This window comes from Curtobacterium sp. PhB130 (assembly GCF_003755165.1).
Taxonomy (GTDB): Bacteria; Actinomycetota; Actinomycetes; order Actinomycetales; family Microbacteriaceae; genus Curtobacterium.
Genome location: NZ_RKII01000008.1, coordinates 676373 through 701255, shown reverse-complemented (window position 1 = coordinate 701255; position 24883 = coordinate 676373). Strand labels below are relative to the sequence as shown.

Annotated in this window: 26 protein-coding genes; 16 read left to right on the top strand and 10 right to left on the bottom strand. The window is 72.6% G+C overall.

Annotation, left to right across the window (positions count from 1 at the left end; all coding sequences use genetic code 11):
- On the top strand, nt 1–100 hold a 100-nt coding region (locus tag EDF24_RS13370), incomplete at its 5' end, for an integrase core domain-containing protein (RefSeq protein ID WP_132048956.1).
- Here EDF24_RS13370 and EDF24_RS13365 read toward each other — a convergent pair.
- Both EDF24_RS13365 and EDF24_RS13360 read right to left on the bottom strand, forming a co-directional pair.
- Complete coding sequence (locus tag EDF24_RS13365; RefSeq protein ID WP_123703419.1) at nt 97–354, bottom strand: hypothetical protein; 258 nt, start codon at nt 352–354, stop codon at nt 97–99. The two genes, EDF24_RS13370 and EDF24_RS13365, sit on opposite strands and share 4 nt — an antisense overlap.
- Nucleotides 355–465: 111 nt before the next feature.
- On the bottom strand, nt 466–1470 hold the full coding sequence (locus EDF24_RS13360; protein WP_123703417.1) for an alpha/beta hydrolase: 1005 nt from the start codon (nt 1468–1470) through the stop codon (nt 466–468).
- 98 nt (nt 1471–1568) lie between these two features.
- Between EDF24_RS13360 and EDF24_RS13355 the strand changes: the two genes are divergently transcribed.
- A complete protein-coding gene (locus EDF24_RS13355; protein WP_123703415.1) occupies nt 1569–2423 on the top strand; it encodes a polyphosphate kinase 2 family protein in 855 nt (284 codons plus the stop codon).
- Between the two features lie 183 nt (nt 2424–2606).
- Nucleotides 2607–4760 carry a DEAD/DEAH box helicase gene (locus EDF24_RS13350; RefSeq protein WP_395868100.1) on the top strand — a complete coding sequence of 718 codons (2154 nt, stop codon included), beginning with the start codon at nt 2607–2609 and terminating at the stop codon, nt 4758–4760.
- A 135-nt stretch (nt 4761–4895) separates the two neighbouring features.
- Here EDF24_RS13350 and EDF24_RS13345 read toward each other — a convergent pair whose 3' ends face one another.
- Both EDF24_RS13345 and EDF24_RS13340 read right to left on the bottom strand, forming a co-directional pair.
- Entirely contained in the window at nt 4896–5405 is a 510-nt protein-coding gene (locus EDF24_RS13345) for a mycothiol transferase (protein WP_123703411.1), read from the bottom strand.
- Nucleotides 5402–6016: a MarR family winged helix-turn-helix transcriptional regulator gene (locus EDF24_RS13340; RefSeq protein ID WP_165931468.1), complete on the bottom strand. Its 615-nt coding sequence runs from the start codon at nt 6014–6016 to the stop codon at nt 5402–5404. Before EDF24_RS13340 ends, EDF24_RS13345 begins: the two co-directional genes overlap by 4 nt.
- A 386-nt stretch (nt 6017–6402) precedes the next feature.
- Between EDF24_RS13340 and EDF24_RS13335 the strand changes: the two genes are divergently transcribed.
- The 5 genes from EDF24_RS13335 (at nt 6403) to EDF24_RS13315 (ending at nt 12444) form a co-directional block, all read left to right on the top strand.
- On the top strand, nt 6403–6882 hold the full coding sequence (locus EDF24_RS13335; protein ID WP_243698323.1) for a hypothetical protein: 480 nt from the start codon (nt 6403–6405) through the stop codon (nt 6880–6882).
- Nucleotides 6883–6999: 117 nt separating this feature from the next.
- Nucleotides 7000–7851, top strand: a complete 852-nt coding sequence (locus EDF24_RS13330; protein ID WP_185021664.1) for a signal peptidase I — start codon at nt 7000–7002, stop codon at nt 7849–7851.
- Nucleotides 7848–8141, top strand: coding sequence for a hypothetical protein (locus tag EDF24_RS13325; RefSeq protein ID WP_123703403.1), 294 nt, complete (start codon nt 7848–7850; stop codon nt 8139–8141). The genes EDF24_RS13330 and EDF24_RS13325 overlap by 4 nt, the downstream gene beginning before the upstream one ends.
- Before the next feature lie 101 nt (nt 8142–8242).
- Complete coding sequence (locus EDF24_RS13320; protein WP_123703401.1) at nt 8243–9412, top strand: exonuclease SbcCD subunit D; 1170 nt, start codon at nt 8243–8245, stop codon at nt 9410–9412.
- Complete coding sequence (locus EDF24_RS13315) at nt 9412–12444, top strand: AAA family ATPase (RefSeq protein WP_123703399.1); 3033 nt, start codon at nt 9412–9414, stop codon at nt 12442–12444. The genes EDF24_RS13320 and EDF24_RS13315 overlap by 1 nt, the downstream gene beginning before the upstream one ends.
- 74 nt (nt 12445–12518) lie before the next feature.
- On the opposite strand, the gene EDF24_RS13310 is transcribed toward EDF24_RS13315, so the two are convergent.
- Both EDF24_RS13310 and EDF24_RS13305 read right to left on the bottom strand, forming a co-directional pair.
- The gene (locus EDF24_RS13310) at nt 12519–12701 is read right to left on the bottom strand and encodes a hypothetical protein (protein ID WP_243698322.1); all 183 of its coding nucleotides are present in this window, start codon (nt 12699–12701) and stop codon (nt 12519–12521) included.
- Nucleotides 12698–13477 carry a class E sortase gene (locus EDF24_RS13305; RefSeq protein WP_123703397.1) on the bottom strand — a complete coding sequence of 260 codons (780 nt, stop codon included), beginning with the start codon at nt 13475–13477 and terminating at the stop codon, nt 12698–12700. The genes EDF24_RS13310 and EDF24_RS13305 overlap by 4 nt, the downstream gene beginning before the upstream one ends.
- Before the next feature lie 108 nt (nt 13478–13585).
- On the opposite strand from EDF24_RS13305, the gene EDF24_RS13300 reads away from it, so the two are divergent.
- Nucleotides 13586–14020, top strand: a complete 435-nt coding sequence (locus tag EDF24_RS13300; protein WP_123703395.1) for a GNAT family acetyltransferase — start codon at nt 13586–13588, stop codon at nt 14018–14020.
- 18 nt (nt 14021–14038) lie between these two features.
- On the opposite strand, the gene EDF24_RS13295 is transcribed toward EDF24_RS13300, so the two are convergent.
- Complete coding sequence (locus EDF24_RS13295; protein ID WP_123703393.1) at nt 14039–14983, bottom strand: EamA family transporter; 945 nt, start codon at nt 14981–14983, stop codon at nt 14039–14041.
- A gap of 36 nt (nt 14984–15019) precedes the next feature.
- Here EDF24_RS13295 and EDF24_RS13290 point away from each other — a divergent pair, with 36 nt between their 5' ends.
- The 6 genes from EDF24_RS13290 to EDF24_RS13265 all read left to right on the top strand — a co-directional run bounded on the left by EDF24_RS13290 (nt 15020) and on the right by EDF24_RS13265 (nt 21458).
- Nucleotides 15020–16180: a CPBP family intramembrane glutamic endopeptidase gene (locus tag EDF24_RS13290; RefSeq protein WP_123703391.1), complete on the top strand. Its 1161-nt coding sequence runs from the start codon at nt 15020–15022 to the stop codon at nt 16178–16180.
- A 9-nt stretch (nt 16181–16189) separates the two neighbouring features.
- The gene (gene recQ / locus EDF24_RS13285) at nt 16190–18037 is read left to right on the top strand and encodes a DNA helicase RecQ (RefSeq protein ID WP_123703389.1); all 1848 of its coding nucleotides are present in this window, start codon (nt 16190–16192) and stop codon (nt 18035–18037) included.
- 97 nt (nt 18038–18134) lie between these two features.
- Entirely contained in the window at nt 18135–18866 is a 732-nt protein-coding gene (locus tag EDF24_RS13280; RefSeq protein WP_123654371.1) for a 1-acyl-sn-glycerol-3-phosphate acyltransferase, read from the top strand.
- 115 nt (nt 18867–18981) lie between these two features.
- On the top strand, nt 18982–19308 hold the full coding sequence (locus tag EDF24_RS13275; protein WP_123654370.1) for a hypothetical protein: 327 nt from the start codon (nt 18982–18984) through the stop codon (nt 19306–19308).
- A 344-nt stretch (nt 19309–19652) separates the two neighbouring features.
- Complete coding sequence (locus tag EDF24_RS13270) at nt 19653–20336, top strand: M23 family metallopeptidase (protein WP_123654369.1); 684 nt, start codon at nt 19653–19655, stop codon at nt 20334–20336.
- 195 nt (nt 20337–20531) lie between these two features.
- Nucleotides 20532–21458 (top strand): NAD(P)-dependent oxidoreductase, encoded by a 927-nt coding sequence (locus tag EDF24_RS13265; protein WP_311316809.1) that lies wholly within the window; start codon nt 20532–20534, stop codon nt 21456–21458.
- Here the strand turns inward: EDF24_RS13265 and EDF24_RS13260 are convergent, their stop codons facing one another.
- Nucleotides 21459–21659, bottom strand: coding sequence for a hypothetical protein (locus EDF24_RS13260; protein ID WP_123654367.1), 201 nt, complete (start codon nt 21657–21659; stop codon nt 21459–21461).
- Nucleotides 21660–22007: 348 nt separating this feature from the next.
- Between EDF24_RS13260 and EDF24_RS13255 the strand changes: the two genes are divergently transcribed.
- On the top strand, nt 22008–22904 hold the full coding sequence (locus tag EDF24_RS13255; RefSeq protein ID WP_185021663.1) for an alpha-E domain-containing protein: 897 nt from the start codon (nt 22008–22010) through the stop codon (nt 22902–22904).
- A gap of 135 nt (nt 22905–23039) precedes the next feature.
- On the opposite strand, the gene EDF24_RS13250 is transcribed toward EDF24_RS13255, so the two are convergent.
- Both EDF24_RS13250 and EDF24_RS13245 read right to left on the bottom strand, forming a co-directional pair.
- The gene (locus EDF24_RS13250; RefSeq protein ID WP_123654365.1) at nt 23040–24386 is read right to left on the bottom strand and encodes an MFS transporter; all 1347 of its coding nucleotides are present in this window, start codon (nt 24384–24386) and stop codon (nt 23040–23042) included.
- Nucleotides 24383–24832: a MarR family winged helix-turn-helix transcriptional regulator gene (locus EDF24_RS13245; protein WP_123703385.1), complete on the bottom strand. Its 450-nt coding sequence runs from the start codon at nt 24830–24832 to the stop codon at nt 24383–24385. The genes EDF24_RS13250 and EDF24_RS13245 overlap by 4 nt, the downstream gene beginning before the upstream one ends.
- Between the last annotated feature and the right edge of the window lie 51 nt (nt 24833–24883).

Sequence of the window (24883 nt, the reverse complement as noted above, 5' to 3'; positions counted from 1 at the left end):
GGACTGGCTGCATCACTACAATCACCACCGACCACACACCGGCCTCGGCGGCCAAACCCCATCAGATCGCGTTCATAACCTCACGGGGAACTACATCTAGCGGCCGCTGGTGTCCTCGTCGGGGGCGCCGGCACCGCTGAACCACGACACGAGCACGCAGGTGAGCGTCGTCAGGAACGCGATCGCGCCGAGCTGGGCGACGAGCGAGGTGTGCCCGGTCGCGGCGCCGTAGCCGGCGAATGCGACCGTGACGAAGAAGGACAGCCCGAGGAGCAGCTCCGCGGCGGTCCGGACGGGGGAGTTTCGGTCCCAGGTCGTCGCGGTGCGTGCGGGGCGGGTCGAGGTGTCGGTCACACCGGAAGTCTCCGTCCGAGGAGCCGTCCGGGGGCAGTCCCGAGTCCGGGTGGCACCCGCCCGGGGTACAGCCGACGTCGGCGCTGTGACGGACCGGTTCGGCCGGGGTCGTCAGCCCAGGTGGCGCCGGAGGAACGCCACCACGCGTTTGCTCATCGCCTCGTCGAGCTGTGCGATCGAGTGCGCGGTGCCCTTGACCGCGACGAAGGTCACCGGCACGTCGTGGGAGCGCAGCGTCGCCGCGAAGTCCTGCGACTCCCACAGCGGGATGAACTCGTGCGTGGAGTGCCCGATGAAGAACGGGGCGGTGTCCGCGGTGACGTTGTCCGTCGGTGACGCCCGGGTCGCCGCCGGACACGAGGTGTACGTGGAACAACCGAGGTAGAGCAGCTGCTTCCGCTGGAACGACGCCGACACCCCGTCGGACCTGGTCGAGCGTCCGGTGAGGTCCGTCGGCCCGCTGAGGTCGACGACCGCGCGGATCCGGTCCCCCTCGGCGTAGGCCGTGGACTGGTGGTCCTCGACCGCGAGCAGCGCCGCGAGGTTCCCGCCCGCGCTGCCGCCGAACACCCCGATCCGGTCGACGTCGACGTCGTACGTCGCCAGGGTCGTCGGCCGGTACACCCAGTCGAGGGCGCGCCGGACGTCGTCGAGGCCGGCGGGGAAGGGGTCCGTCGGTGCCAGGCGGTAGTCGACGTTGAACGTGACGAAGCCCGCCGATGCCAGGTACTTGCACACCGAGCGGTACGCGGCGGTGGCCTTGTCGCCGTGCGACCAGCTCCCGCCGTGGATCATCAGCACCGCGGGACGGGACGACGACTCCGCCGGCGCGTCGGCGTCCGCGGCCGACGTCGCCGCGGCCGAGGGCGTGGCGGTGGTCTCGGGTGCGCTGTCCGCGGGCAGGCAGACATCGAGCTGCTGCAGCCGGTCGCTGCCGTAGGGGACGTCCTGCACGACGTCGATGCCGTGGTACCGCAGCGAGAGCGGGTAGATCACCGGGTCGGCGGTGACCGTGGTGTTCTCGTCGCCGGTCGGATCCGAGCTGCACGAAGCGATCGCGCCGAGCGCCACGACCGCGGCGACGAGCGCGATCAGTGTGCGACGGCCTGACCTCATCGCCGACAACGGTATCCCGAGGTGCTGCGCGACGCATGACGCCGTTCACCTCGTGGTGACAGGATGAGCGGCACACCACCGTCGATGCAGGAGGACCCGTGAGCCGACGCAAGGCCTGGAACGCCGATCCGGAACCGCTCCTCCGCGTGGACGAGGGGTTCCGGCTCGCTGACGTCGACCCGGACGGCACCCCGGGGTTCCCCGGACGGAAGATCGACGGACTCGAATCCCTGGCGGCAGGCGCCGACCGGCTCTCCGCCCTGCAGGAGCGCCTGTGGGCCGCGGCGACCGCGGGGGACCAGCGGCGCGTGCTGCTCGTCCTGCAGGCGATGGACACCGCGGGCAAGGGTGGCATCGTGTCCCACGTGGTCGGTGCCGTCGACCCGAACGGCGTGCACTACGCGGGCTTCAAGGCGCCGACGGCCGAGGAGCGCGAGCACGACTTCCTCTGGCGCGTCGAACGGGAGCTCCCGAGCGCGGGCCAGCTCGGCGTCTTCGACCGCTCGCACTACGAGGACGTCCTCATCCAGCGCGTTCGGGCGTTCGCCCCGCCGGAGGAGATCGAGCGTCGGTACGGTGCGATCGTCGACTTCGAGAACCGCCTGGCCGAGCAGGGCACCACGATCGTCAAGGTGATGCTGCACATCTCCAAGGACGAGCAGCGCGCTCGACTCGGGGACCGCCTCGACCGCCCCGACAAGCACTGGAAGTTCAACCCGGCTGACATCGACGAGCGCCTGCGCTGGGACGACTACCAAGAGGCCTACCAGATCGCCTTCGACCGGACGTCGACCACCGTGGCGCCCTGGTACGTGGTCCCGGCGAACCGGAAGTGGTACGCCCGGCTCGCCGTCCAGCAGCTCCTGCTCCGCGCGCTCGAGGACATGCACCTCTCGTGGCCGCCCGCGGACTTCGACGTCGCGGAGCAGCGGCAGCGCCTGGCCGAGTCCTGAGGGGTGGTGTCCTGGCCGGTCGTCACGTAGACTCGCTCGGTCGGCCTTCGACACCGCGGCTGCGAGCCGCGGACGTGTTTGGGTGTTGTGTAGTTCGAGGGCTGGAATCACGTCGATTCGACGACGGGATGAACCCCCTCACCACGAACCGCCCCCGCCGATGTCGCTGCCGGGCTGCGTGGCATGTCCGCACCCCGGAAAGTAGCTATGGCCCCGTACGACAAGGGCGCGAACTCGCGCGCCTCCGACCGTGTCCGTCACCCGAACGGCACCCCCGCCGCACGCAGCAACAAGCACCGCGGCTTCCGCGCCGCCGACCCGTCCGCGCCGCGCCAGAAGCAGCGCTGGGACGCGGACGACCGCCGCAACCGCTCCTCGCAGGGCGAGCGTCCGAGCCGCCCGAACTGGGAGCCGCGCGACCCCGCCCGCTCGAGCTGGGAGCCCCGCGGCGCCGGCCGTCCGGCACGCGGTGGCGATCGTGACGACCGCGCCCCGCGTCGCTTCGATCGCGATGACCGTGCCCCGCGTTCGTTCAACCGTGACGATCGTGCGCCCCGTCGTGACAGCGACGACCGTGCACCGCGTCGGTTCGATCGCGATGACCGTGCCCCGCGTTCGTTCAACCGTGACGATCGTGCGCCCCGTCGTGACAGCGACGACCGTGCCCCGCGTCGCTTCGACCGTGACGACCGTGCGCCCCGTTCGTTCAACCGTGACGACCGTGCCCCGCGTCGCGACAACGACGACCGTCCGCGCCGCAGCTTCGACCGCGACGACCGCGCTCCGCGTTCGTTCAACCGCGACGACCGTGCGCCGCGTCGTGACAGCGACGACCGTGCCCCGCGTCGCTTCGACCGTGACGACCGTGCGCCCCGTTCGTTCAACCGTGACGACCGCGCGCCCCGTCGCGACCAGGACGACCGTCCGCGCCGCAGCTTCGACCGCGACGACCGCGCGCCCCGCAAGTTCGACCGCGACGACCGTGCGCCCCGCAAGTTCGACCGTGACGACCGCGCTCCGCGCAAGTTCGACCGCGACGACCGCGCTCCGCGCAAGTTCGACCGCGACGACACCGAGCGTGGACACTTCGTCCCCGCCGACGACGTCAAGCTCGAGAAGCTCCAGGCCGAGGCCACCGTCGCGGCCGACGTCGAGGGCGTGACCTTCGCCGACCTCGGCATCGGCGGCAACATCTCCCGTGCCCTCGGTGAGCTCGGCGCGACCAGCCCGTTCCCGATCCAGGCCGCGACGATCCCCGACGTGCTCGCCGGCAAGGACGTCCTCGGCCGTGGCCGCACGGGCTCCGGCAAGACCATCGCCTTCGGTGCTCCGCTCGTCGAGAAGCTCATGGAGAACGGCGGCGGCACGAAGCGCAAGATGGGCCGCGCCCCGCGTGCGCTCATCCTCGCGCCGACCCGTGAGCTCGCCCTGCAGATCGACCGCACGGTGCAGCCGATCGCCCGCTCGGTGGGGCTCTTCACGACGCAGATCTACGGCGGCGTCCCGTACGGCCGCCAGGAGGGCGCGCTCGAGCGCGGCGTCGACATCATCGTCGGCACCCCCGGTCGCGTGCAGGACCTCATGAACAAGGGGAAGCTCGACCTCAGCGAGGTCGTCATCTCCGTGCTCGACGAGGCCGACCACATGTGCGACCTCGGGTTCCTGGAGCCCGTGCAGGAGATCCTCGAGGCGACCGCGCAGGTCACCCCCGAGGGCAACCGCGCGCAGAAGCTGCTGTTCAGCGCGACGCTCGACACCCAGGTCGCGGCGCTCGTCGAGCAGTTCCTGCACGAGCCGAGCGTGCACGAGGTGGCGGGTGAGGACCAGGCGTCCTCGACCATCGACCACCGCGTGCTCGTGGTCGAGCAGCGCGAGAAGGACCGTCTGCTCGAGGAGCTCGTCGCCGGTGACGGCAAGACGATCGTCTTCGCCCGGACCCGTGCCTACGCCGAGCGTCTGGCCGACCAGTTCGAGGACGCCGGCATCCGCGCGACCTCGCTCCACGGCGACCTCAACCAGTCGCGCCGCACGCGCAACCTGCAGCTGCTCACCAGCGGCCGCGTGAACGTCCTCGTCGCGACCGACGTCGCCGCCCGCGGCATCCACGTCGACGACGTCTCGCTCGTCGTGCAGGCGGATGCGCCGGACGACTACAAGGCGTACATGCACCGCTCGGGCCGCACCGGTCGTGCCGGCAAGGAGGGCACCGTCGTGACGATCGTCCCCCGTGGCCGCATCCGGAAGATCGAGGGCATCCTCGAGCGCGCCGAGATCGAGGCGGACCTGGTCCAGGCAGCGCCTGGCGACGGCATCGTCGCGGAGCTCGCCGCCCGCTGACGGTCCAGTCTCCGCGAGACGCCCCGACACACGCGAAACGCCGCCAGAGATGGCGGCGTTTCGTCGTGCCGGAGGTGTCTCGTGGACTCAGCGGCGTCTGGCGGAGCCGAGCCGGGCCTCCCGGCGGTTGATCCGTCAGCGGTTGAAGAACAGCAACCCGCGCGCGTACCCGGCCTGACCCGCGTGCTGGACGCAGTCGTCGAGGATGCTCACGAGCCGTGCGCCGGCGGTGACCGGCGGGTCCCACGCGTCGTCGACGACGGGGTCGAGGTCATCCGGACCGAGCGTGCGGAGGTACTCGACCGTGCGCGCGTGCACCGCACCGAGGTACCCGTTCAGCAGCGCGGCCGAGGCGCGGACACGGCCGACGTCGTCACGGGACATGCCGTAGCCGAGCGCCTCCGCGGGGAACGGCAGCCCGAACCGGTCGTACCAGCCATCCGCGGTCCACACCTGCTCGGTGCCCGCGAGGCCGGCGATCTGCGCGTCCTGCCCGCGCGCGATGTGCCACGCCAGCCAGGCGAGCGTGTTCGCTCCGGCACCAGGGCGGGATGCGAGCTGGTCCTCGGAGAGCCCGTCGAGGGCACGGCCGACGGTGTCGGGCACGCGGGAGAACGCTTCGATGAGGAGGTCGCTGGGGGTCATGCCCCCGAACGTACGCCCGTCCCGGAGTCAGAGCGACGAGCAGGCGCGTCGCCCTCGGAGCGGCGGCCGAGGGCGTCGCCGATGCGCGCGAAGGCGTCGGCGACGGCCGCTCGTTCGGCGGGTGCGACGACCTCACGGAACGCGGCGGAGTAGACGGCGCCGATCTGCTTCGCGACGGCTTCGCCGGAGGCGGTGAGGTGCAGGAGGATGCTGCGGCGGTCGTCCGGGTTCGGGCGGCGCTCGATGTGCGCGCGCTTCTCGAGCCGGTCGATGAGCGACGTCATGGCGCCCGTGGAGAGCTCGAGGTACTCGCTCGCCTGCTTCGGGGTCACACCCGCGCCGTCCGCAGCGGCGAGGAAGAACACGAAGCGGCTGTCGGTCGGGTTGAGCCCCCGGGCGACGCTCTCGTGGTTGAGGACGCGTGCGTGCTGCGTCTGCATGAGCCGGAACGCGGTCATCAGGCGGCCGAGGTCGGAGTCCTCGACGCCGTCGGTGGTGCCGGCGGAGCGAGGCGCGTCGACGACGGGCGCGTCCACCGGGGACGTCGGAGCAGCGGGGATCGCGGACGCCGCCGTGGAGGCGGGGGCTGCGGTGATGCGGGTGTCCGTCATCGGGCGGGCTCTTCTCGGGTGGTGATCGCAGGCACGATCGGCGAGGCGACACGGGGATGCCGCCGTGCTGCTCATTGAACAAGTATCTCAGTGATTGAACTACCCCCAACAGCGGGGGTATGCCACGGCTTGTGAGCAACACGGCAGCAAAGTAGCTTGATCGTCGTACCAACCAGTACGGCACCACCACGGCACGAAGCGCGGCCAACCACCGCGGGTCCGGCCGAACCCACCGATCAGCCCTCTTCTTCCTCTCGGAGTACCGCCATGTCCCGTGTCACCCCTCGCGCCGTCGTCTCGCCGCCTGGATCGCCATCCCCGCCGCCCTCGTCGCCTCGGGTGTCGTCGTCTCGACGGCTTCCTACTCGGCGTTCTCCGCCACCACGGTGAACCCGACCAGCAACTGGACCGCCGGCACCGTCGCCCTCAGCGACGACGACAACAACACCGCGCTCTTCACCGCGACCGGCCTGAAGCCCGGCTCGACCGGCACGAACTGCATCACGGTCACCTCGACCGGTTCGCTCGCCTCGACCGTCAAGCTCTACGGCACCAACCCCGCGACCACGAACAACCTCGCATCCAACATCAACCTGACCATCGAGCAGGGCACCGGCGGCGGCTTCGGCTCCTGCACCGGCTTCACCCCGGCCACCACGAGCGGCACGCTCTACAGCGGCACGGTCGCCGCCTTCGGCTCCGCCTCCACCAACTTCGCCACCGGCGTCGGCACGTGGGCACCGACCGGCTCCGCGTCCGAGTCCAAGGTCTACCGCGTGACCTACACGGTCCCCACCGCCGCCCCGAACACGATCCAGGGCGGCACCGCGTCCCTCGGACTCACGTGGGAGGCCCAGAACAGCTGAGCCCGGACCCCTCCGGGCGCGCGCAGCGTGCCCGGCCGGATCCCTCCGTGACGACCGGGACCGCACCCGATGCGGGCCCGTCCGCCGCACACAGCACGCCCCCAGTCGAAGGCAGCCATGGTCAGCATCGAGGTCAGCGGACCGCACGCACCGCGTGCACCGCACGATGCGCTCAGGGACGCCGCCGACTGGGGGCGTGTCGTCGTCGCCACGCTCGCCCGGGGCGTCGTCGCGACGCTCCTCGGCCTGGCGCTCTGGGCGGCCGCGCCGGCCGTGATCGGCTGGCAGCCCACCACGGTCATGACGGGGTCGATGGAGCCGCGGCTCGTCCCCGGCGACGTCGTCGTGTCCCGTCCCGTCGCGCCGGCGCAGCTCCGGCTCGGTCAGGTCCTGCTCGCCGACGACCCGGACCAGCCGGGACACCTCCGCATGCACCGGTACGTCAAGGCCGGGACCGCCGGGACGCTCGTCACCAAGGGCGACGCGAACCCGCAGCGGGACTCCACCCCGATCGAGCGGTCGGCCGTGCACGGGGTCGCATTCCTGCGCATCCCGTTCGTCGGGACGCCGATCGTCTGGCTGCGCGACGGCGAGTGGCACAAGGTGGTCCTCCTCGCGCTGGCCCTGACCGCGATGCTGTACCTCGGCACGATCGACGGGTCGCTGCGGCGGCTCGGTTCCGCTCCCGACGACGGCTCCGACGGCGACGACGGTCTGGAGGCTCCCACCGGGTCCGCCCCGCCCCTCGCCTCGACTGCGTCCACCGTTGCCGGGCACCGCTCGCGTCGCGCACACCGCCGTCGCGCCCGACGGGTGCGCCGGCTCCGCCGGAGCGGCGCGGTCGCCGCCGTCGTGCTCGTCGCCTGCGGACTCGGCGTGCTGCTGCCCGCACAGGCCGTCGCCGCGCCGTGGACGAAGACGACGGTCAACCCACGACGAGCTTCGCGACGGCGACGGCCACCGCGGTGACGGCGCTCACCTGCACGAACAACGCCGACAACACCGTCACGATCGGGTGGACCTACCCCGGGGCCGCCGGGGTCCCGACGTCGTTCGACGTGCTGATGGGGACGACCGTGGTCGGGACCGCGACGGGGTCCGCCAGCTCGGCGCGGGTCGCCGGCAGCGGCATCCTCAGCCTCGGCGCGACCGTCACCGTGAACGTCCGGACGAACCTCGGCGGGACCTGGAGCGCGACCAGCTCGTCGACGGCGAAGATCAAGACGGCGATCATCGGCACGAACCTCACCTGCGGCTGAGCGGCTGGCTCCGGGTTCCGGTCCTGGGCCCTCGGCCGGGTTGTCCACAGGTCGGGGCGCGGTGTCCGGGGATGTCCGTGGGCGGCACTACCGTGACGGACATGCGCATCCTGCACACCGGCGACTGGCACCTGGGCCGCACCCTGCTCGGTGCCGATCTGCTCGAGCACCAGGCCGCGTTCCTCGACCACCTCGTGGGGGTCGTCGTGCAGCGCTCCGTCGACCTCGTGGTCATCGCCGGTGACGTCTACGACCGCGCCATCCCGCCGGTCGACGCCGTCCGGATGCTCTCCACCGTGCTCGAACGGCTCGCCGCCGTCGCCACGGTCGTCGTCACCCCGGGCAACCACGACTCCGCCGCCCGGCTCGGGTTCGGCTCCGGCGTCATGAACCAGCGCGTCCGGATCCTCGCCGAACCGACCCGCGTCGGCGACCCCGTGCTCGTCGACGACCCTGATGGTCCGGTCGCCGTCTACGGCATCCCCTACCTGCAGCCCGACATGGTGCGGTACGCGCTCGCCGCCGTGCCGGACGAGCCGCTCGCCCGGTCACACCAGGCCGTCGTCGGCGCCGCGATGGACCGCGTCCGCACCGACCTCGCCGACCGGCCGGGCACGCGCAGCGTCGTCGTCGCGCACGCCTTCGTCGGCGGCGCGGAACCGAGCGACAGCGAGCAGGACATCCGGGTCGGCGGCGTCGACAGGGTCGCCGAGTCGGCGTTCGCCGGCATCGACTACGTCGCGCTCGGGCACCTGCACGGGCCGCAGCGCGTCGGCGACTCCGAGCGCATCCGGTACGCCGGGTCACCGCTCGCGTTCTCCTTCGGCGAGCGGAACCACACGAAGTCGGTGACCCTGGTGGACCTCGACGCCACCGGTGCGGTCAGCGTCGAGCTGCTGCCGACGCCGGTGCCACGGCCCCTCGTCGACGTCCGCGCCGGCATCGACGCCATCGAGTCGGGGGAGTTCGCCCGGCACGCCGAGTCCTGGGTGCGGGTCGCCGTGACGGACCCGGTGCACCCGGAGCGGATGTACGCCCGCGTCAAGGACCGCTTCCCGCACGCCCTCGCCATCACCCACGAACCCGCCGACGCCCCGGCCCGGACCGCCGGTCGTGCGGTCACCGCCACGTCCGACCCGGTCGAGGTGGCTGCCGACTTCGTGACGTTCGCCACCGGCGGCGCACCCTCGGCCGACGAACTCGTCGTCCTCCGCGAAGCGTACGAAGCCGCTGCCGCCGCGCTCTCCGAACAGGACGGGGCCGCACGCTGATGTACCTGCACCACCTCGAACTCCGCGCCATCGGCCCCTACCCGGACCTCGTCACGATCGACTTCGCCGCGCTCGCCGCGTCCGGGGTCTTCCTGCTCGAAGGGCCGACCGGGTCCGGCAAGTCGACCATCATCGATGCCGTCGTCTTCGCGCTGTACGGCGGGCTCGCGGGCTCCGACGCCAGCAACGACCGCCTGCACAGCCAGCACGCCGACCCCGCGGTCGAACCCTTCGTGGAGCTCGTCTTCGAGACCGGGGCCGGGGTGTTCCGTGTCCGTCGCACGCCCCAGTACGACCGCCCGAAGCAGCGGGGCACCGGCACCGTCAAGCAGCAGTCGTCGGCGCAGCTCTCCCGGCTCGCGGACCCGGCAGACCCGGCGGGTGAACCGATATCGGCCCGCGCGCAGGAAGTCGGTGCGGAGATCGCGCGCATCGTCGGCCTCGACCGTGCCCAGTTCCTGCAGACCGTGGTGCTCCCGCAGGGCGAGTTCGCGCGGTTCCTGAAGTCCCCGGGTGAAGACCGCCGGAAGCTCCTGCAGTCCCTGTTCGGCACCGAGATCTACGACCGCACCGCCGATGAGCTCGCCGCCCGCCGCCGTGCGGCCGCGGCCGAGGTGGACGCCGCGGACGCCCGTGTCCGCGACGCCCTCGCGCGCTTCGCCGAGGCATCGGGGCGCTCCGCCGCCGACGAGCCGGACGTCCCCGCGGTCGTCACCGAACTCCGCACGGTGGCCGACGCGGCCGCGCACGCCCGTTCCGACGCCACGGCCGCGGCGCAGCTCGCAGCCGACCACGAGCAGGCCGTCGTGCTCCGGCTCGCCGCGCTCGAGCGCCGGGCGGCACTGCTCCGCCGTGCCGTCGCACTCGACGACCGGGCCGTCGCCGTCGCCGCCGCGCGGGCGCGTCTGGCCCTCGCGGAGCGTGCCGCCCGGGTCGCCGCGGTCGCCGACGGGCTCGACGCGGCCCGGGCCCGTGCCACCCGGGCCGAGCAGGAGCGGGACGCCCTGCGCGAGCGGCACGGCGTGCACGACACGGACACCACGGGCGACACCACGGGTGGCACCGCGGGCGTGCGGGACCGGCTCGCCGAGGCAGTCGGAGCCGTCCGGCACCTCGTGCCCGTCGCCGAGTCGCTGCCCGGACGCCGTTCGGCGGTCGACACCGCGGTCGCGGACGCGGAACGACTCCGCGAGCAGCTCGCCGAACTCGACGCCGCGCTCGAACGCCGACCGGCCGAACGTGCGCGCATCGTCGAAGCAGCGCGTGCCGCAGCCGAAGCCGCCGGGGACGCCGACGCCGCCCAGCGAGCAGTCGACGCCGTGCAGGACCTCCGACGGACCGCCGCCGAGCTCGACGCCGTCCGCGCGCGGGTCACCGACGCCGAAGCCGCGGTCGGCGTTGCCCGCGCAGCCGCCACGGCAGCGCTGGCCGCCGAACAGCACCTCCGTGAACGGCGGATCGCGGGGCTCGCCGGGGAACTCGGGGCCGCCCTGACGCCCGGCGATCCGTGCCCGGTGTGCGGCGCGGTGGAGCACCCGGCCGTCGCGACGCCGCAGGACGACCACCCGACCCCGGCGCAGATCGGCGAAGCGGCAGCAGCAGCACGGCGCGCCGACAGCGTGCTCGCCGATGCGGCGACCGACCTCGCGCTCGAGCGTGCGGAGCAGGACCGTCTCGCCACCGTCGTCGGATCGGTCTCCGTCGTGGACATCGACCGTCGTGACACCGAAGCCACCGCGCGACTCCGCGCGGCACGGGCGGCGGCCACGACCGTCGCGGAGCGCGAGCGGGAGCGCGCTGCACACGACGACACGACGCGGGCGCTCGAGCGGGAGCGCAACGACGTCGACGCCCGGCGCCAGGTGCTCCTCGCGACGAGCGCCGCCGACGCGCAGCGACTCGACCAGGACACCGACCTCGTCCGGGCGGCGCTGGACTCGCTGTCCACAGCGCCCGCCGCGCCCGCTGTGCCCACCGCGCCCGCTGCGCCCGACGAACCTGCCGCTCCCGACGACCTGGCGGGGGCCGTCGCCGCGCTCGACCGCCGCGTCGCCGAGCTCGGTGCCGTGGTCGACGCCGAGGAACGAGCCCGCGCTGCCACCGCCGTCGCGGACGAGCGGGCGACGGAGGTCGCTCGCGTCGTCGCCGACCAGGACTTCCCGGACGTCGCGGCAGCACGCGCTGCGCAGCTCGACGCGGCGGAGACGACCAGGCTCCGTCACGACGTCGACGACGCCGACCGCGAGCGTGCCGTCGTCGACGCCGGACTCGCCGAACCGCCCGTGGTCGCCGCCGCCGACGATGCCGAGGCACTCGACCTCGACGGTGCCCGAACGGAGAAGGCCCGCACCGCTGCCGTGCTCGAAGCCGCCACCCGAGCCGCGGTCACCGCCGAGGACCGGGCCGGCGCGACCGAGCGCTGCGCCACCGAGGTCACCCGAGCGGTCACGGCACGTGAGTCCACCTCGGCGCGGAGCCGTGCCGTCGTCCGGCTCGCCGACATCGCCGCCGGGGCGCCGGGACACAACCCGACCGGCATCACCCTCGGCACCTACGTGCTGATGCGCCGCTTCGAGGACGTCGTCGCCGCCGCCAACGACCGGCTCCGGTCGATGCTCGGCGGACGCTTCACGCTCGAGACCTCGGACGAACGAGAATCCGGCGTCCGGGCACGCCGCACCGGCCTGGCGCTCGCCGTGCGCGACCACACGACCGACACCACGCGTGACCCGAGGAGCCTGTCGGGCGGTGAGACCTTCACGTTCTCGCTGTGCCTCGCCCTCGGGCTCGCCGACGTCGTCCAGGCCGAAGCCGGCGGGGTCTCGCTCGGCACCCTGTTCGTCGACGAAGGGTTCGGCACGCTCGACCCGGAGACCCTCGACGACGTCATCGGGCAGCTCGCACGGCTGACGGCGGGTGGGCGTCAGGTCGGCATCGTCAGCCACGTCGAGGAGCTCAAGCAGCGCATCCCGGAGCGGATCGCGGTGCGGCGGGTGCCCGGAGGCGGTTCGCGGGTGACCACGACCGTCTGATCCGGGGACCAGGCCGCACCGGCCGCGGCCGCGGGCGGCGTCGGGGCCAGCGTCGACGTCAGGACGTCAGGACGTCAGGGCGTCGGGGTCGCCGAGGTGTCCACGGTGCCGTCGGGCGGCGGCAGGATGTCCGCGGCGACCCACGGGAACACCCACGTGAACAGCACGAAGACGATCGCGGCGAGGAGCACGACCAGCTCGAGCACCTTGAGCGCGGTGGGACCCGGCAGGATCCGCCAGACGAACGGGAAGATCACTTGGCGGTCTCCGAGAGTTCCTTCGGGGTGCCCTCGGACGCGGGCATCCAGTAGTCGAGTTTCGCGTGCGTGACGTACCGCTCCTTGGCGGACCACATCGGGTGGCACGCGGTGAGGGTCAGCCAGCGGTCGCTCGCGGTCGGTGCGACACCGGGCTTGTTCGGCACCGGTGCGATCGTCTCGACGTGGTCGGGGGTGACGATCTGGCTGTCGGTGACGTCGTAGACGTACCAGACGTCGAAGTCGGTCTTCTTGTCGGTCACCCGGACGACGATCGCGTCGCCGGTCTTCAGCTCGGCGATCTGGTTGAGCGGCTTGCCGTAGGTGACGCGGTGCCCGGCAACGGCGAAGTTGCCGGGAGCGCCGGGCATCGCGGTGTCCTGGTAGTGCCCGAGGCCGATGGTGTTGAGCACCTCCTCACGGTCGGTGCCCTCACCGATGGGGCGGTCGTAGTCGGTGCCGAAGCGGGGGATCTGCATCGTGCCGAAGACGTCGGTGACGTTCGGCGGCTCCGCGAGGACGGGCGCCGTGCCCCGGTGCTCGGTGCCCGTGCCGGAGCCGGTCTTCTGCTGCCCGAGGTCCTGCACGAGCGCCGTCTGCCCGGTGACCGCGACGACGTCGGTCCACCATGCCGTCCACAGCACGTAGAGCCCGGTGAGGGCACCCGCGATGATGAGGAGCTCGGCGATGAGCGACACGATCGCGCCGCCGACGGTCTGGCGGGGCCGCTGACCGCGCGCACTCGGGCGCTGCGGGAGGGTCTCCTGGGCGGTCACGTGGCTCCTGGTCCGGTGGTGAGCGTCGCGGTGGACGACGCCCAGGTCTATCAGACCACGGCGACGGCGCGGTGACGTGCTCCTCCACAGCACCGTTACCGTGGAGTGATGCAGCACGTCATCCGCCGTTTCGTCCCGGCCGACACCGAAGCCGTCGTCGCGCTCTGGGAGTCCTGCGGCCTGGTCCGTCCGTGGAACGACCCGCGGAAGGACATCGCGCGGAAGCTGACCGTGCAGCCCGAGTTGTTCCTGGTGGCGGTCGACGCCGACGACGACGGCGTGGTGGTCGGTGCCGGGATGGCCGGCTTCGACGGGCACCGGGGCTGGGTGAACTACCTCGCGGTGCGGCCGGACCTGCAGGGCTCCGGGCTCGGGCGGGCGTTCATGACGGAGTTCGAGCGGCTGCTCGCGGACCTCGGCTGCCCGAAGCTCAACCTGCAGGTGCGTGCGGGCAACGAGCGCGTGATCGGGTTCTACGAGTCCCTCGGCTACGCGGACGACCGCACGGTGTCGCTCGGCAAGCGCCTCATCCCCGACGCCTGACCCGCGCGCCGCCGCCGGTCACGCCAGGGCGAGTGCCACCGACGCCACGAGCGCCAGCCCGATGCCCACGGCCTGGAGCACGGTGAGCCGCTCGCGGAGCACCACACCCGCCAGCACCACCGTGCCGATCGGGTACAGCGCGTTGAGCACGCTCATCACCGGGAGCGTCGACGGGTCCGTGCTCGAGTGCAGCCCGGCCTGGATGAACACGTTCGCCAGCGCGTCGAGCACCCCGCACGCGACGATCACGAGCGCGATCCGGCGGACGGGCGCCCCCGCGGCCCCGGGGCCGGGAACCGCACCCGCCGGCGCCGGCGGGGCGGAGTCTGCCGAGCCTCCCGACCGAACAGACGTGACCGACGTGGCAGACGCGACCCGCGTCCACACCAGGGCCGCCGCGCCGAGCAGCACCGCCTGCAGCACCCGCGCCACCACCAGCGGTGCGACGCCGGAGTCGGCGGGTGTCTCGTTGAACGCGAGCACGATCCCGCCGAACCCGCATCCGGCGACCGCTGCCGCGACCACCCCGCGCGTCGTGAGCCGCGCTCCGCCGGGGTCCGGGACGGAGGCGACGAGCACCACCGCGACCACGGCGACGACGAGTGCGCCGACGGCCACGGGGGAGAGGACGGTCCCGCGGAGCACCGCGACGAGCACGGGCACGACGGCGGCGAAGACGGCGGTGAGCGGTGAGAGCACGCTCATCGGCCCGATCGCGAGCGCCGCGTAGAGCAGCAGCACGCCGACGGCACCGGACAGCCCGCCGAGCGCACCCCACACGGTCGCGGACCAGGAGAACCGCCCACCGACCACGACGAGTCCGACGAGCAGCGGCGCGATCCCGACGGCCGCACCGATCGCGGCCACGGTCACCGGTCGGACGCGCCGGGACGCCAGTCCGCCGAGGAAGTCCGCGAACCCGTAGACGAGCGCGCCACTGAGGCCGAGCAGGACGGTGAGCACGGGTCCCATCCTGCCCCGCCCGGTAGCCTGCGCTGCGTGAGCGTTCCCTACCACCGTCTCTTCCGCGTCGACGGCCGCTGGCGCTGGTGGCGTCCGCTCGTCGCCCTCGCGTTCCTCGCCGGGTGGTACCTGGTGTCGCAGGTCCTCATCACCGTGGCGTACTTCGTGCCGATCGGTGCGACGCAGGGACCGGACGGGCTGCTCGACCTGGAGCGCAGTCTGCAGGACTCCGCGCTCGACCCCACGGACCCGATCATCCTGAGCCTGTCGCTGGTGTCGCTCGTGGTGCTGCTGCCGGGGATCCTGCTCGCGGTGAAGATCGCGCGGATCGGCCCGGCGAACACGCTGTCGTCGGTGCGGTTCCGGGTCCGCTGGCGCTGGGCCGCGTGGTGCGTACTGCCGACGCTGGTGATCGCTGCGGTCATGTTCGTCTTCCAGGCCGCCGGCACGTTCACGTTCGCCGGCGGTTTCGCCTGGAACACGGCGGAGATCGGCCAGTCGACGGTGTCGCTCGGCACCCTGACGACGACGATCGTGCTCGTCGTCCTGCTCGTGCCGTTCCAGGGCGCAGCCGAGGAGTACATCTTCCGCGGCTTCCTGATGCAGACGATCGGCGCCTGGATCCCGTGGCGGATCGTCGGGACGGTCGTCGCGGTGGCCGTGTCGACGGTGGTGTTCGCGCTGCTGCACATCCCGAACGGCTACAACGTGTGGGGGATCCTCGACGTCGGGTCGTTCGGCCTGGTCGCGGCCATCATCGTGCTCCGGACCGGTGGGCTCGAGGCGACCGTGCTCCAGCACGCCTTCAACAACATCATGATCTTCGTGCTGCAGGCGCCGGGGTGGTCCAAGGTCGACCTCGACTCCTCGAACGGCTCGATCGGCGGCTGGCTGCTGACGCTGGCCACCTCGCTGGCGTACTGGGGCATGGTCGAGCTCCTCGCGTGGTGGCGGAAGCTGGACCGCGCGTTCCCGGGTGCCGAGGCACCCCGGTTCCGTGGTCCGGTGCCGGCCTGGGCGGGCGGCAAGCGCTGGACCCGACCGGGAGGCTCGGGCTGGCTCGACTCGCCGGCTCGCTCCGAGGGGGTGGCCGGGTCCGGTGCCGTGGGTGCGGCTGCTCCGGCCGGTGCTGGTCCGGTCGGGGCTGGTCCGGCAGACGCTGTGGACAACGCCGGTGGTGTCGCTGGTCGCCCGTAGGCTGGGCGGATGAGCACCACCGAGGCCGCTGCGGCCGTCACCCCGTCGCGCGCGGCCGCGCTCGACGTGCTGCACCGGGTCTGGGGCTACGACGACTTCCGTGGCGAACAGGCCGCGATCATCGACCGCGTCGTCAGCGGCGGGGACGCCCTCGTCCTGATGCCGACCGGTGGCGGCAAGTCGCTCTGCTACCAGGTGCCCGCGCTCGTCCGTGACGGCGTCGGAGTCGTGGTGTCGCCGCTCATCGCCCTCATGCAGGACCAGGTGGACGCCCTCGCGGCGAACGGGGTCCGTGCGGCGTTCCTCAACTCCACGCAGGGGCCGGACGAGCGTGCTCGGGTCGAGCGTGCCGTCGTGCAGGGTGAGGTCGACATGCTCTACCTCGCTCCCGAACGGCTCCGGCACGAGAACACCCGCGCGCTGCTCGACCGGGCGCGCATCGCGCTCTTCGCCATCGACGAAGCCCACTGTGTGGCGCAGTGGGGGCACGACTTCCGCCCGGACTACCTCGAGCTGAGCGTCCTGCACGAGCGCTGGCCGACGGTGCCCCGCATCGCGCTGACCGCCACGGCGACACCGCAGACCCACCGGGAGATCTCCGCCCGCCTCGGCCTCGACGACGCCGCACACTTCGTCGCGGACTTCGACCGGCCGAACATCCAGTACCGCATCGAACCGAAGACCGGTGCGCTGCAGCAGCTCCTGACGTTCATCCGGACGGAGCACAAGGGCGACGCGGGCATCGTGTACTGCCTGTCCCGCAACTCCGTCGAGCGCACGGCCGCGGCGCTCGTCGACCAGGGCATCCCGGCGCTGCCGTACCACGCGGGACTCGACGTGCGGGTGCGTGAGCGGAACCAGTCGCAGTTCCTGCGCGAAGACGGCATCGTGATGGTTGCCACGATCGCGTTCGGCATGGGCATCGACAAGCCCGACGTCCGCTTCGTGGCGCACCTCGACCTCCCGAAGTCGGTGGAGGGCTACTACCAGGAGACCGGTCGTGCGGGGCGTGACGGAGCACCCTCGACCGCGTGGCTCGCGTACGGCCTGAACGACGTCGTGCAGCAGCGCCGGATGATCGACCAGTCGGAAGGCGACGCCGCACACCGCCGCCAGCTGAGCGCGCACCTCGACGCCATGCTCGCGCTCTGCGAGACGATCGAGTGCCGCCGGGTCCGGCTGCTCGCGTACTTCGGCCAGGAATCCACGGCGTGCGGCAACTGCGACACCTGCATCGCGCCGCCGGAGTCGTGGGACGGCACCGTGCCCGCGCAGAAGCTCCTGTCGACGATCGTCCGGCTCGACCGGGAACGCGGGCAGCGCTACGGTGTCGCGCACCTCGTGGACATCCTCGTCGGCAAGGCGTCGCCGCGAGTGCAGGAGCTCCAGCACGAGTCCCTCGCCACGTTCGGCATCGGCGCCGACCTGTCCGAGGGCGAATGGCGCACCGTCGCCCGGCAGGTCCTGGCGCAGGGCTACGCGACCGTGTCGAGCGACGGGTACGGCACGCTCGTGCTCAGCCAGTCGAGCGCCGAGGTGCTGGCCGGGCGGGTCCAGGTGCTCATGCGCCGCGACCCGGTGAAGGCCCCGCGCGCCAGCCGCTCCCGTCGACAGGTCGTGTCGGACATGCCGCAGGAAGCGCTCGGGCTGTTCGAGGCGCTCCGGGCCTGGCGTGCCGGTCAGGCCCGCGAGCAAGGGGTCCCGGCGTACGTGGTCTTCAACGACGCCACCCTCCGGGGCATCGCTGCCGTGCGTCCCTCCGACGTCGACCAGCTCGCCGAGATCTCCGGCGTCGGCGCCGCGAAGCTCGAGTCGTACGGCCGCGCCGTGCTCGACGTGGTGGCCGCCGCCGACTGACCCGCTGGTTCATGCCGATCGCGGCATGTACCCGTCCGACCCGTGGCTACACTCGGTACCTCCCGCCCCGAGGAGGCAGCAGGTGTCCGGTTCATCGATGTTCGCCACCGTGCTCGGACGTGCCGTGGTGGCGCCGCTCGCTCGGGTCGTCTGGCGGCCGAAGATCATCGGACGGAAGAACGTCCCGAAGCGTGGACCCGTGATCCTCGCGAGCAACCACCGGTCCTTCATCGACTCTCCGGCGATCACGATCATGGCGCCGCGGAAGGTGTCCTTCCTCGCCAAGCAGGAGTACTTCACCGGCAAGGGCTTCCGGGGTGCCGTGTCCCGGGCGTTCTTCGGCGGCATCGGCGCGATCGGCGTCGAGCGGGGCGCGGGTGCCGCTGCGCAGCACGCCCTCGACCTCGGACTCGCACGCCTGCAGGAGGGTGAGGCCTTCGCGATCTACCCCGAGGGCACGCGGTCCCTCGACGGCCGGATCTACCGCGGTCGGACGGGCGTGGCGTGGCTCGCACTGACGAGCGGCGCTCCGGTCGTCCCCGTCGCCCTGCGCGGCACCGAGGACGTGCAGCCCGTCGGCTCCCGGATCCCGAAGCTCGCCCGCGTCACGATCGAGTTCGGCAAGCCGCTCGACCTCTCCACCTACGGCGAGGCGTCGTCCGGTCGCGCCCGCCGGCACGCGACCGACGCCGTGATGGCCGCGATCCAGGCGATGAGCGGCCAGGAGCCGGCGAACGCCTACAACAACCCGCCGGCGGCCACGATCGTCGAGCGGGTCCGCCGGGTGCTGCACCGGGACGACCCGATCGAGGCCGTCGAACCCGACTGACCGTAGACTATTGCACATGTGAAATATTGCTGGCAGGATGTGCGGAGTGCACAGCGCACACCCGGGTCGTCCGAATCGACCCGGTCTCCTCGCACGTGATCGGAAGGTCAGCAGCATGTCCTCCACCCCGCTCTTCGACTCCGTCGCCCGTGACCACGACGGCGTACCGGCCGTGGCCCGTGCGACGTTCACCCCGGCTCCGACCTCGCCGATGACCGCTCCGGTCCCGTCGGCGCAGTCGATGTTCGTCCCCGCCGCACTCGTCGCGGCCATCGACGAGATCCCCGCCCGTGTCGGTTCGGCCCTCGCACACGAGCACGCCGTCCGCGCCGACCAGCTCGGCCTCGTCGAAGCGGTCGCCGACGCGATCACCCGCGCGGTCGTCGACGCCGTCGTCGCCGAGCTCGACCGGATCACGGCCGACGGCGTCGTGCGCGCCTGACCGCGTACAGCTGCCCGATGACGACGAACCCCGGGCTCCCGGTGCGCCCGCGTGGTGCCGCCCGGGACGCCGCGAACCGCGCAGCAGCCGCTGCCGCTGCCCGCATTCCCCAGTCTTCCGGGGTGACGGTGTCCCCTCCCGCCACCCCGGAACCCACTTCACCTGGACCCACTTCACCTGGACCCACTGCCCCTGGACCCGCCTCCCGGGAACCCGCCTCCCGGGAACCCGCCTCCCCGCGGGTCGCGCCCCCGAGCCTCCCGAGCCGTCGCGGCCGTCGCAGCTGCCGCCCGGTACGCTCCGCGCGTCCCGACCTCCTCGCCGCGGGCGCACTCGTCGTCCGCATGGTCACGACCCCGCTCCGTGCCCTCGGCGGAGCGGTGCAGTCGGCCCGCGCGATCCCGGTCACCGCGACCGCCGTGGCCGCGTGTCTCTTCGTCACCGTCGCCACGCCACAGCCGGCGAGTGCGAGCACCGTCGACGTCGGCGTGCTCGCGTTCGACATGCAGGAGTTCACCGTGCCCGCCGCCGCGAGCCTCCCGACCGCCCGGGACGGCTTCTCGGTCGGACGTGCGGGTGCGGCTGCCGCACCCGCTGGCACGACCGTCGGCACGACCGCCGGTCCTGCCTCCCGTCCGGTCGCCGGGTCGATCCCGGTCGCCGGCGGCTTCGGCGCGCGGTGGGTCCGCGGGTGCGGGGCGTGCTCGACGAACCACCAGGGCCTCGACTTCGCCGCGCCGCTCGGGACGGTGGTCGTGTCCGCGATGCCCGGACGGGTCGTCTCGGCGGGTGTCTCCGGCGGGTACGGCCAGCAGGTCCTCGTGCAGCACGGCGACGGCACGCAGACCCGGTACGGGCACCTGTCGCAGATCGACGTCCGCGTCGGCCAACCCCTCGTCGCGGGGGAGCGGCTGGGTGCCGTCGGCAGCACCGGGGTCTCGACGGGGGCACACCTGCACTTCGAGGTCATCATCGGCGGCCGTCCCGTCGACCCCGCGACCTGGCTCGGCGCCCGCGGCCTGCTCTGACCCGCCCCGCCCCGCCGCCGCCCGCCGCCCGACCCGCGCCGGCCCTCCGCCGGAGTGGTCCCGGAAAGCGACAGAGGTCACGAGCGATGCCGGCGACCACTGTCGCTTCCGCGCACCACTCCGGCCGCCGAGCGCGCAGCGTGCCGTGCCCGACCCAGCTGACCGGCGCCGCGTGCCCCGGGCGTACCGTCCGAGGTGCCGGCGGCACCGTGCCGCGCGGCGGGACGGAGACACAAGGTGCGCGTGACGGTGCTGGGTACAGGGGCGATGGGAGCCGGAGTGGCGCAGTCGCTGCTCCGCGAGGGACACGACGTCACGGTCTGGAACCGGAGTCGTGACCGGGCGCTGCCGCTGGCAGAGCACGGCGCGACCGTCGCGGACGACCCGGGTGCCGCCGTCGCGGACGCCGAGGTCGTGCTGCTGACCCTGTTCGACACCGACGCCGTGGTCGACATCCTCGAGCAGGCAGCCGGAGAAGCTCCAGAGGACGCGGTGTGGGTGCAGAGCTCCACGGTCGGGGTCGCCGGCACCGAGACCGTGGTGCAGATCGCCGCGAAGTACGGCATCACCCTCGTCGAGGCGATGATGCTCGGCACGAAAGCCCCCGCGGAGCAGGGCAAGCTGACGATGCTCGCCGCAGGACCGGCCGAGACGCTCGACCGCATCGACCCGGTGCTCGACGCGATCGGCGTGAAGACCGTCCGCGCGGGCGACCAGGTCGGGCAGGCGACAGCGCTGAAGCTCGCCGCCAACGCCTGGATCGCGTCGATCACCGCGGCGACCGGACAGTCGCTCGCGATCGCGCAGGCGCTCGGGATCGACCCGGCGCTGTTCCTGGAGGCGATCGACGGCTCCGCGAGTGACTCCGCGTACGCCCACACGAAGGGCGAGTCCCTGCTCAAGGGCGAGTTCCCGGCGCAGTTCGCGCTCGACGGACTCCGGAAGGACATCGGCCTGATCACCGACGCGGCCCGCTCCGCCGGGGTGTCGACGACCCTGCTCGACGCGCTCGGCCGGGTCTACGCCGACGCGAGCGCGGCAGGTCACGGCGGGGACGACATCGCCGCGGTCGGCACGGCATTCCAGGCCGACCACGGCCAGCCGGACCGGGCGCAGGGCTAGCTAGCGGCGGAGCCACCGCCGGAGAGCTGCACCGAGCCGTCCGACGGCTTCGTCGTTCATGGTGTTCGCGAGGTCGAAGGCCTCACGCGCGGGATCGCCGCCGTCCCGGATACGACGGAGTGCGGCGTCGGCGCGGGCCCGTGCGTCGAGCTCGGCGAGGGGCATGTCGTCCTCGGGCTCGTGCGGACGCGTCTCGGTCATCGCCCCAGGCTACGCTCGCGCGGTCGACGCTCCTGGTGCGGTTCGGCGGCGGAAGCGACACCGCCCCGGACTTCGCGCCGCGCATTCGTGTGCGCGTTGTCGCTCGCCACGATGAGCACGCATCGAGCGACAAGGACCCGGGGGATGCGCGGCGCAGAACTCCGCAGCTTGTCGCATCGCTCGCATCCGCCGCCGCATCCACCCCCGCCACCGCCGCCGCGCACGCACCAGCCGCCGCGCACGCACCAGCCGCCGCACCCGGCCCGCGCACCACGCAACACCGGTGACGCGGCCCGGAAACACCGCTGCAATCCGAGGTCAGTAGGTTTCCGACATGCAGGAGCCGCGGTGCTGAGCCGACTCGCCGGGAGCGTGTTCCGCGTGGGGGCATCGGTCGAACGCGCCGACGTGATCGCGCGGCTCCTCGACGTGTACCTCGCCCGTCCGGAGGCCGCCGCGGGACCGGGGGAGCGCCTGACCGCCCGCGAGCTCCGGACCGTCGCCGGAGCACCCGTGCGGCCGTCGACGGTGTTCGACCGTGCCGCCACGCTCGAGTCCCTGGCGCTCGACCGGCACGAACCGGCATCCATCGCCGGCGCGGTCGCCGTCGCCCGTGACGATGCCCGCCGTGCCCGGGACGTCGTGTCGACCGAGCTCTGGGACTGCCTCAACGTGACCAGGTCCCGGATGCCGCGGAAGATCGCCGCGGGTCGGGAGCACGAGTTCCTCGGGTGGGTCCGGGAGCGCAGCGCCCTCGCGATCGGGGTCGTCGAGGGCGATGCCAGCCGGGACGAGGTGTGGGAGTTCTTCACGCTCGGCCGGTCCCTCGCACGCTGCGCCGCCACGGCACGGTTGCTCGCGTCGGACCTGCTCGATCCGACCTCGGTGGCGTCGTGGAGCACGGCGCTCCGGGCATGCGGCGCGGGCGAGGCGTTCCAGCGCGAGTCCCGTCCCGGTGCCCCCGCTTCGGAGGCGGCGGCGTTCCTGCTCCTCGACGACCGGAGTCCGCGGTCGATGCTGTTCCTCACCCTGCGCGCGGAGGAGTGCCTCGCGGACGTGGCCCCGACCGTGGTCACCGACGAGCTCGATGCACTCCGGGATGCCCGGCGTGCGCTGCAGTCGATCCCGCCGGCCGACGCCGTCGAGGCGGCCCGCGCAGCGGGCCAGCGGCTGGCCGCGCTCGCGGAGCGCGTGGCCGGCGCGCTCGACGAACGCGTCTTCGCGGTCGCCGAACCGACGCACTGAGCCGAACCGACGCACTGAGCCGAACCGACGCACTGAGCCGAATCGACGCACTGACCGTCACCACCCACCGGCCGGGAGGCTCGGCGCGGGCTGGCACCGAGCCTCCCGTCCGGCGCCTGGACGCGACGCGACGTCTCAGACCGCGCTGGACCGGTCCGCCACCGCCTCGTCGCGCTCCAGGTCGTGCCGGACCGCCGCACGCGACGCGCTGGTCCCGACGACCGGGATCGAGTGCGTCACCGCCATGTGCAGGAGGTTGTCGGCGTCGTACCGCACGCGGAAGTGCTCGTGCCGGACCAGCCAGACCAGGGCGATGGCGAGTGCGACGAAACCCGAGGCCGCACCGACGCCGATCGCCCAGCGGGGGCCGGCGGCGTCCGCGATGGCGCCGACGATCGGGGCGCCGATGGGGGTGCCGCCCGCGAAGATCGCCATGTAGAGCGCCATCACGCGGCCGCGCATCGCCGGGGCGGTCGTGGTCTGGACGAGGGCGTTCGCCGTCGTCATGAAGGTCAGCGACGCGAGGCCGACGAACATCAGGACGATCGCGAACGTCCAGTAGGTCGGAGCGAACGCCGCAGCGGTGCACGCCAGGCCGAACCCGGCACTGGCGATGACGAGCAGGCGCATCCGGGGACGCTCGCGGCGGGCCGAGAGCAGGGCGCCGAGCACCGATCCGATCGCCATCACCGAGTTGAGCAGGCCGAACTCGCCGGCGCCCTTGTGGAACTCCACCCGCGCCATCGTCGAGGTGAAGATCGGGAAGTTCACGCCGAACGTCCCGACGACGAAGATCATGCAGAGCACGACGATGATGTCGGGCCGGGTGCGCACGTACTTGAAGCCCGCGACGACCTGGCCCTTGCCGCGTTTGGCTCGGACCCGGTCGGCGAGCTGCTCCGGGTCGACGAACCGCAGCGCGCAGAGGACGGCCGCGAACGATGCGGCGTTGATGATGAACACCCACCCGGACCCGATCGCGGCGATGAGCACGCCGGCGACCGCGGGGCCGATGAGCCGCGCGGCGTTGAACGACGCGGAGTTCAGCGCGACGGCGTTCGCGACGTGTTCGCCGGTGACCACGTCGGAGACGAACGCCTGCCGGACGGGGGTGTCGAACGCGGCGACGACACCGAGTGCCAGCGCGAAGCCGTAGAGGGACAGCAGCGTCGCGGTGTTCGTGACGACCATGATGCCGAGCCCCAGCCCGAGCAGGCCCATGAGTGCCTGGGTGAGCATCAGCGTGCGGCGCCGGTCGAAGCGGTCGGCGACGAGGCCTGTCCAGGGGAGCAGGACGAGCTGTGGTCCGAACTGCAGGGCCATCGTGGTGCCGACGGCGATCGCGTCGTTGTGGGTCAGCTGCGTCAGGACGATCCAGTCCTGCGCGGTCCGCTGCATCCAGGTGCCGACGTTCGACACCAGGGCACCTGCGAACCAGATGCGGTAGTTGCGTCCCGACAGGGACCGGAACATGGCCGTCACTGGTGGGCCAGCCTCCTCATGATCTCGGTGGCGTCGGTGAGGACGCGTCGTTCGGCGGGCGTGAGCGCGGCGAGTCTCGGGGAGAGCCAGTCGTCGCGGCGACGACGGGTCTCGACCACGAAGTCGGCTCCGGCCGGGGTCGCGCCGATGAGGACCTTGCGGCGGTCGTCGCCGTGCATGCCCTTCGACACCAGGCCGCGCTCGATGAGCGCTGCGACGGTCTTCGTCATCGACGGCGGGGTGACCCCGTCGCTCCGGCTCAGCTCGGCGAGGGTCATCGGGCCGTCGCGGTGAACCCGTGCCAGCGCGGAGAACATCGCGTCGCTGACGCTCGAGTCGGCCTTCTGCGCGCGGAGCGTCCGGGACAGCCGGTTGACGGCGACGCGGAAGTCCGTGCTGAGCGACGGGTGCGGTGCGGCGCGTTCCGTGGTGTCGGACATGGTCATGATCGTTAGCCTAGCAAATTAGTTCAGCGAACGAACTTGTTGCCGACGGGA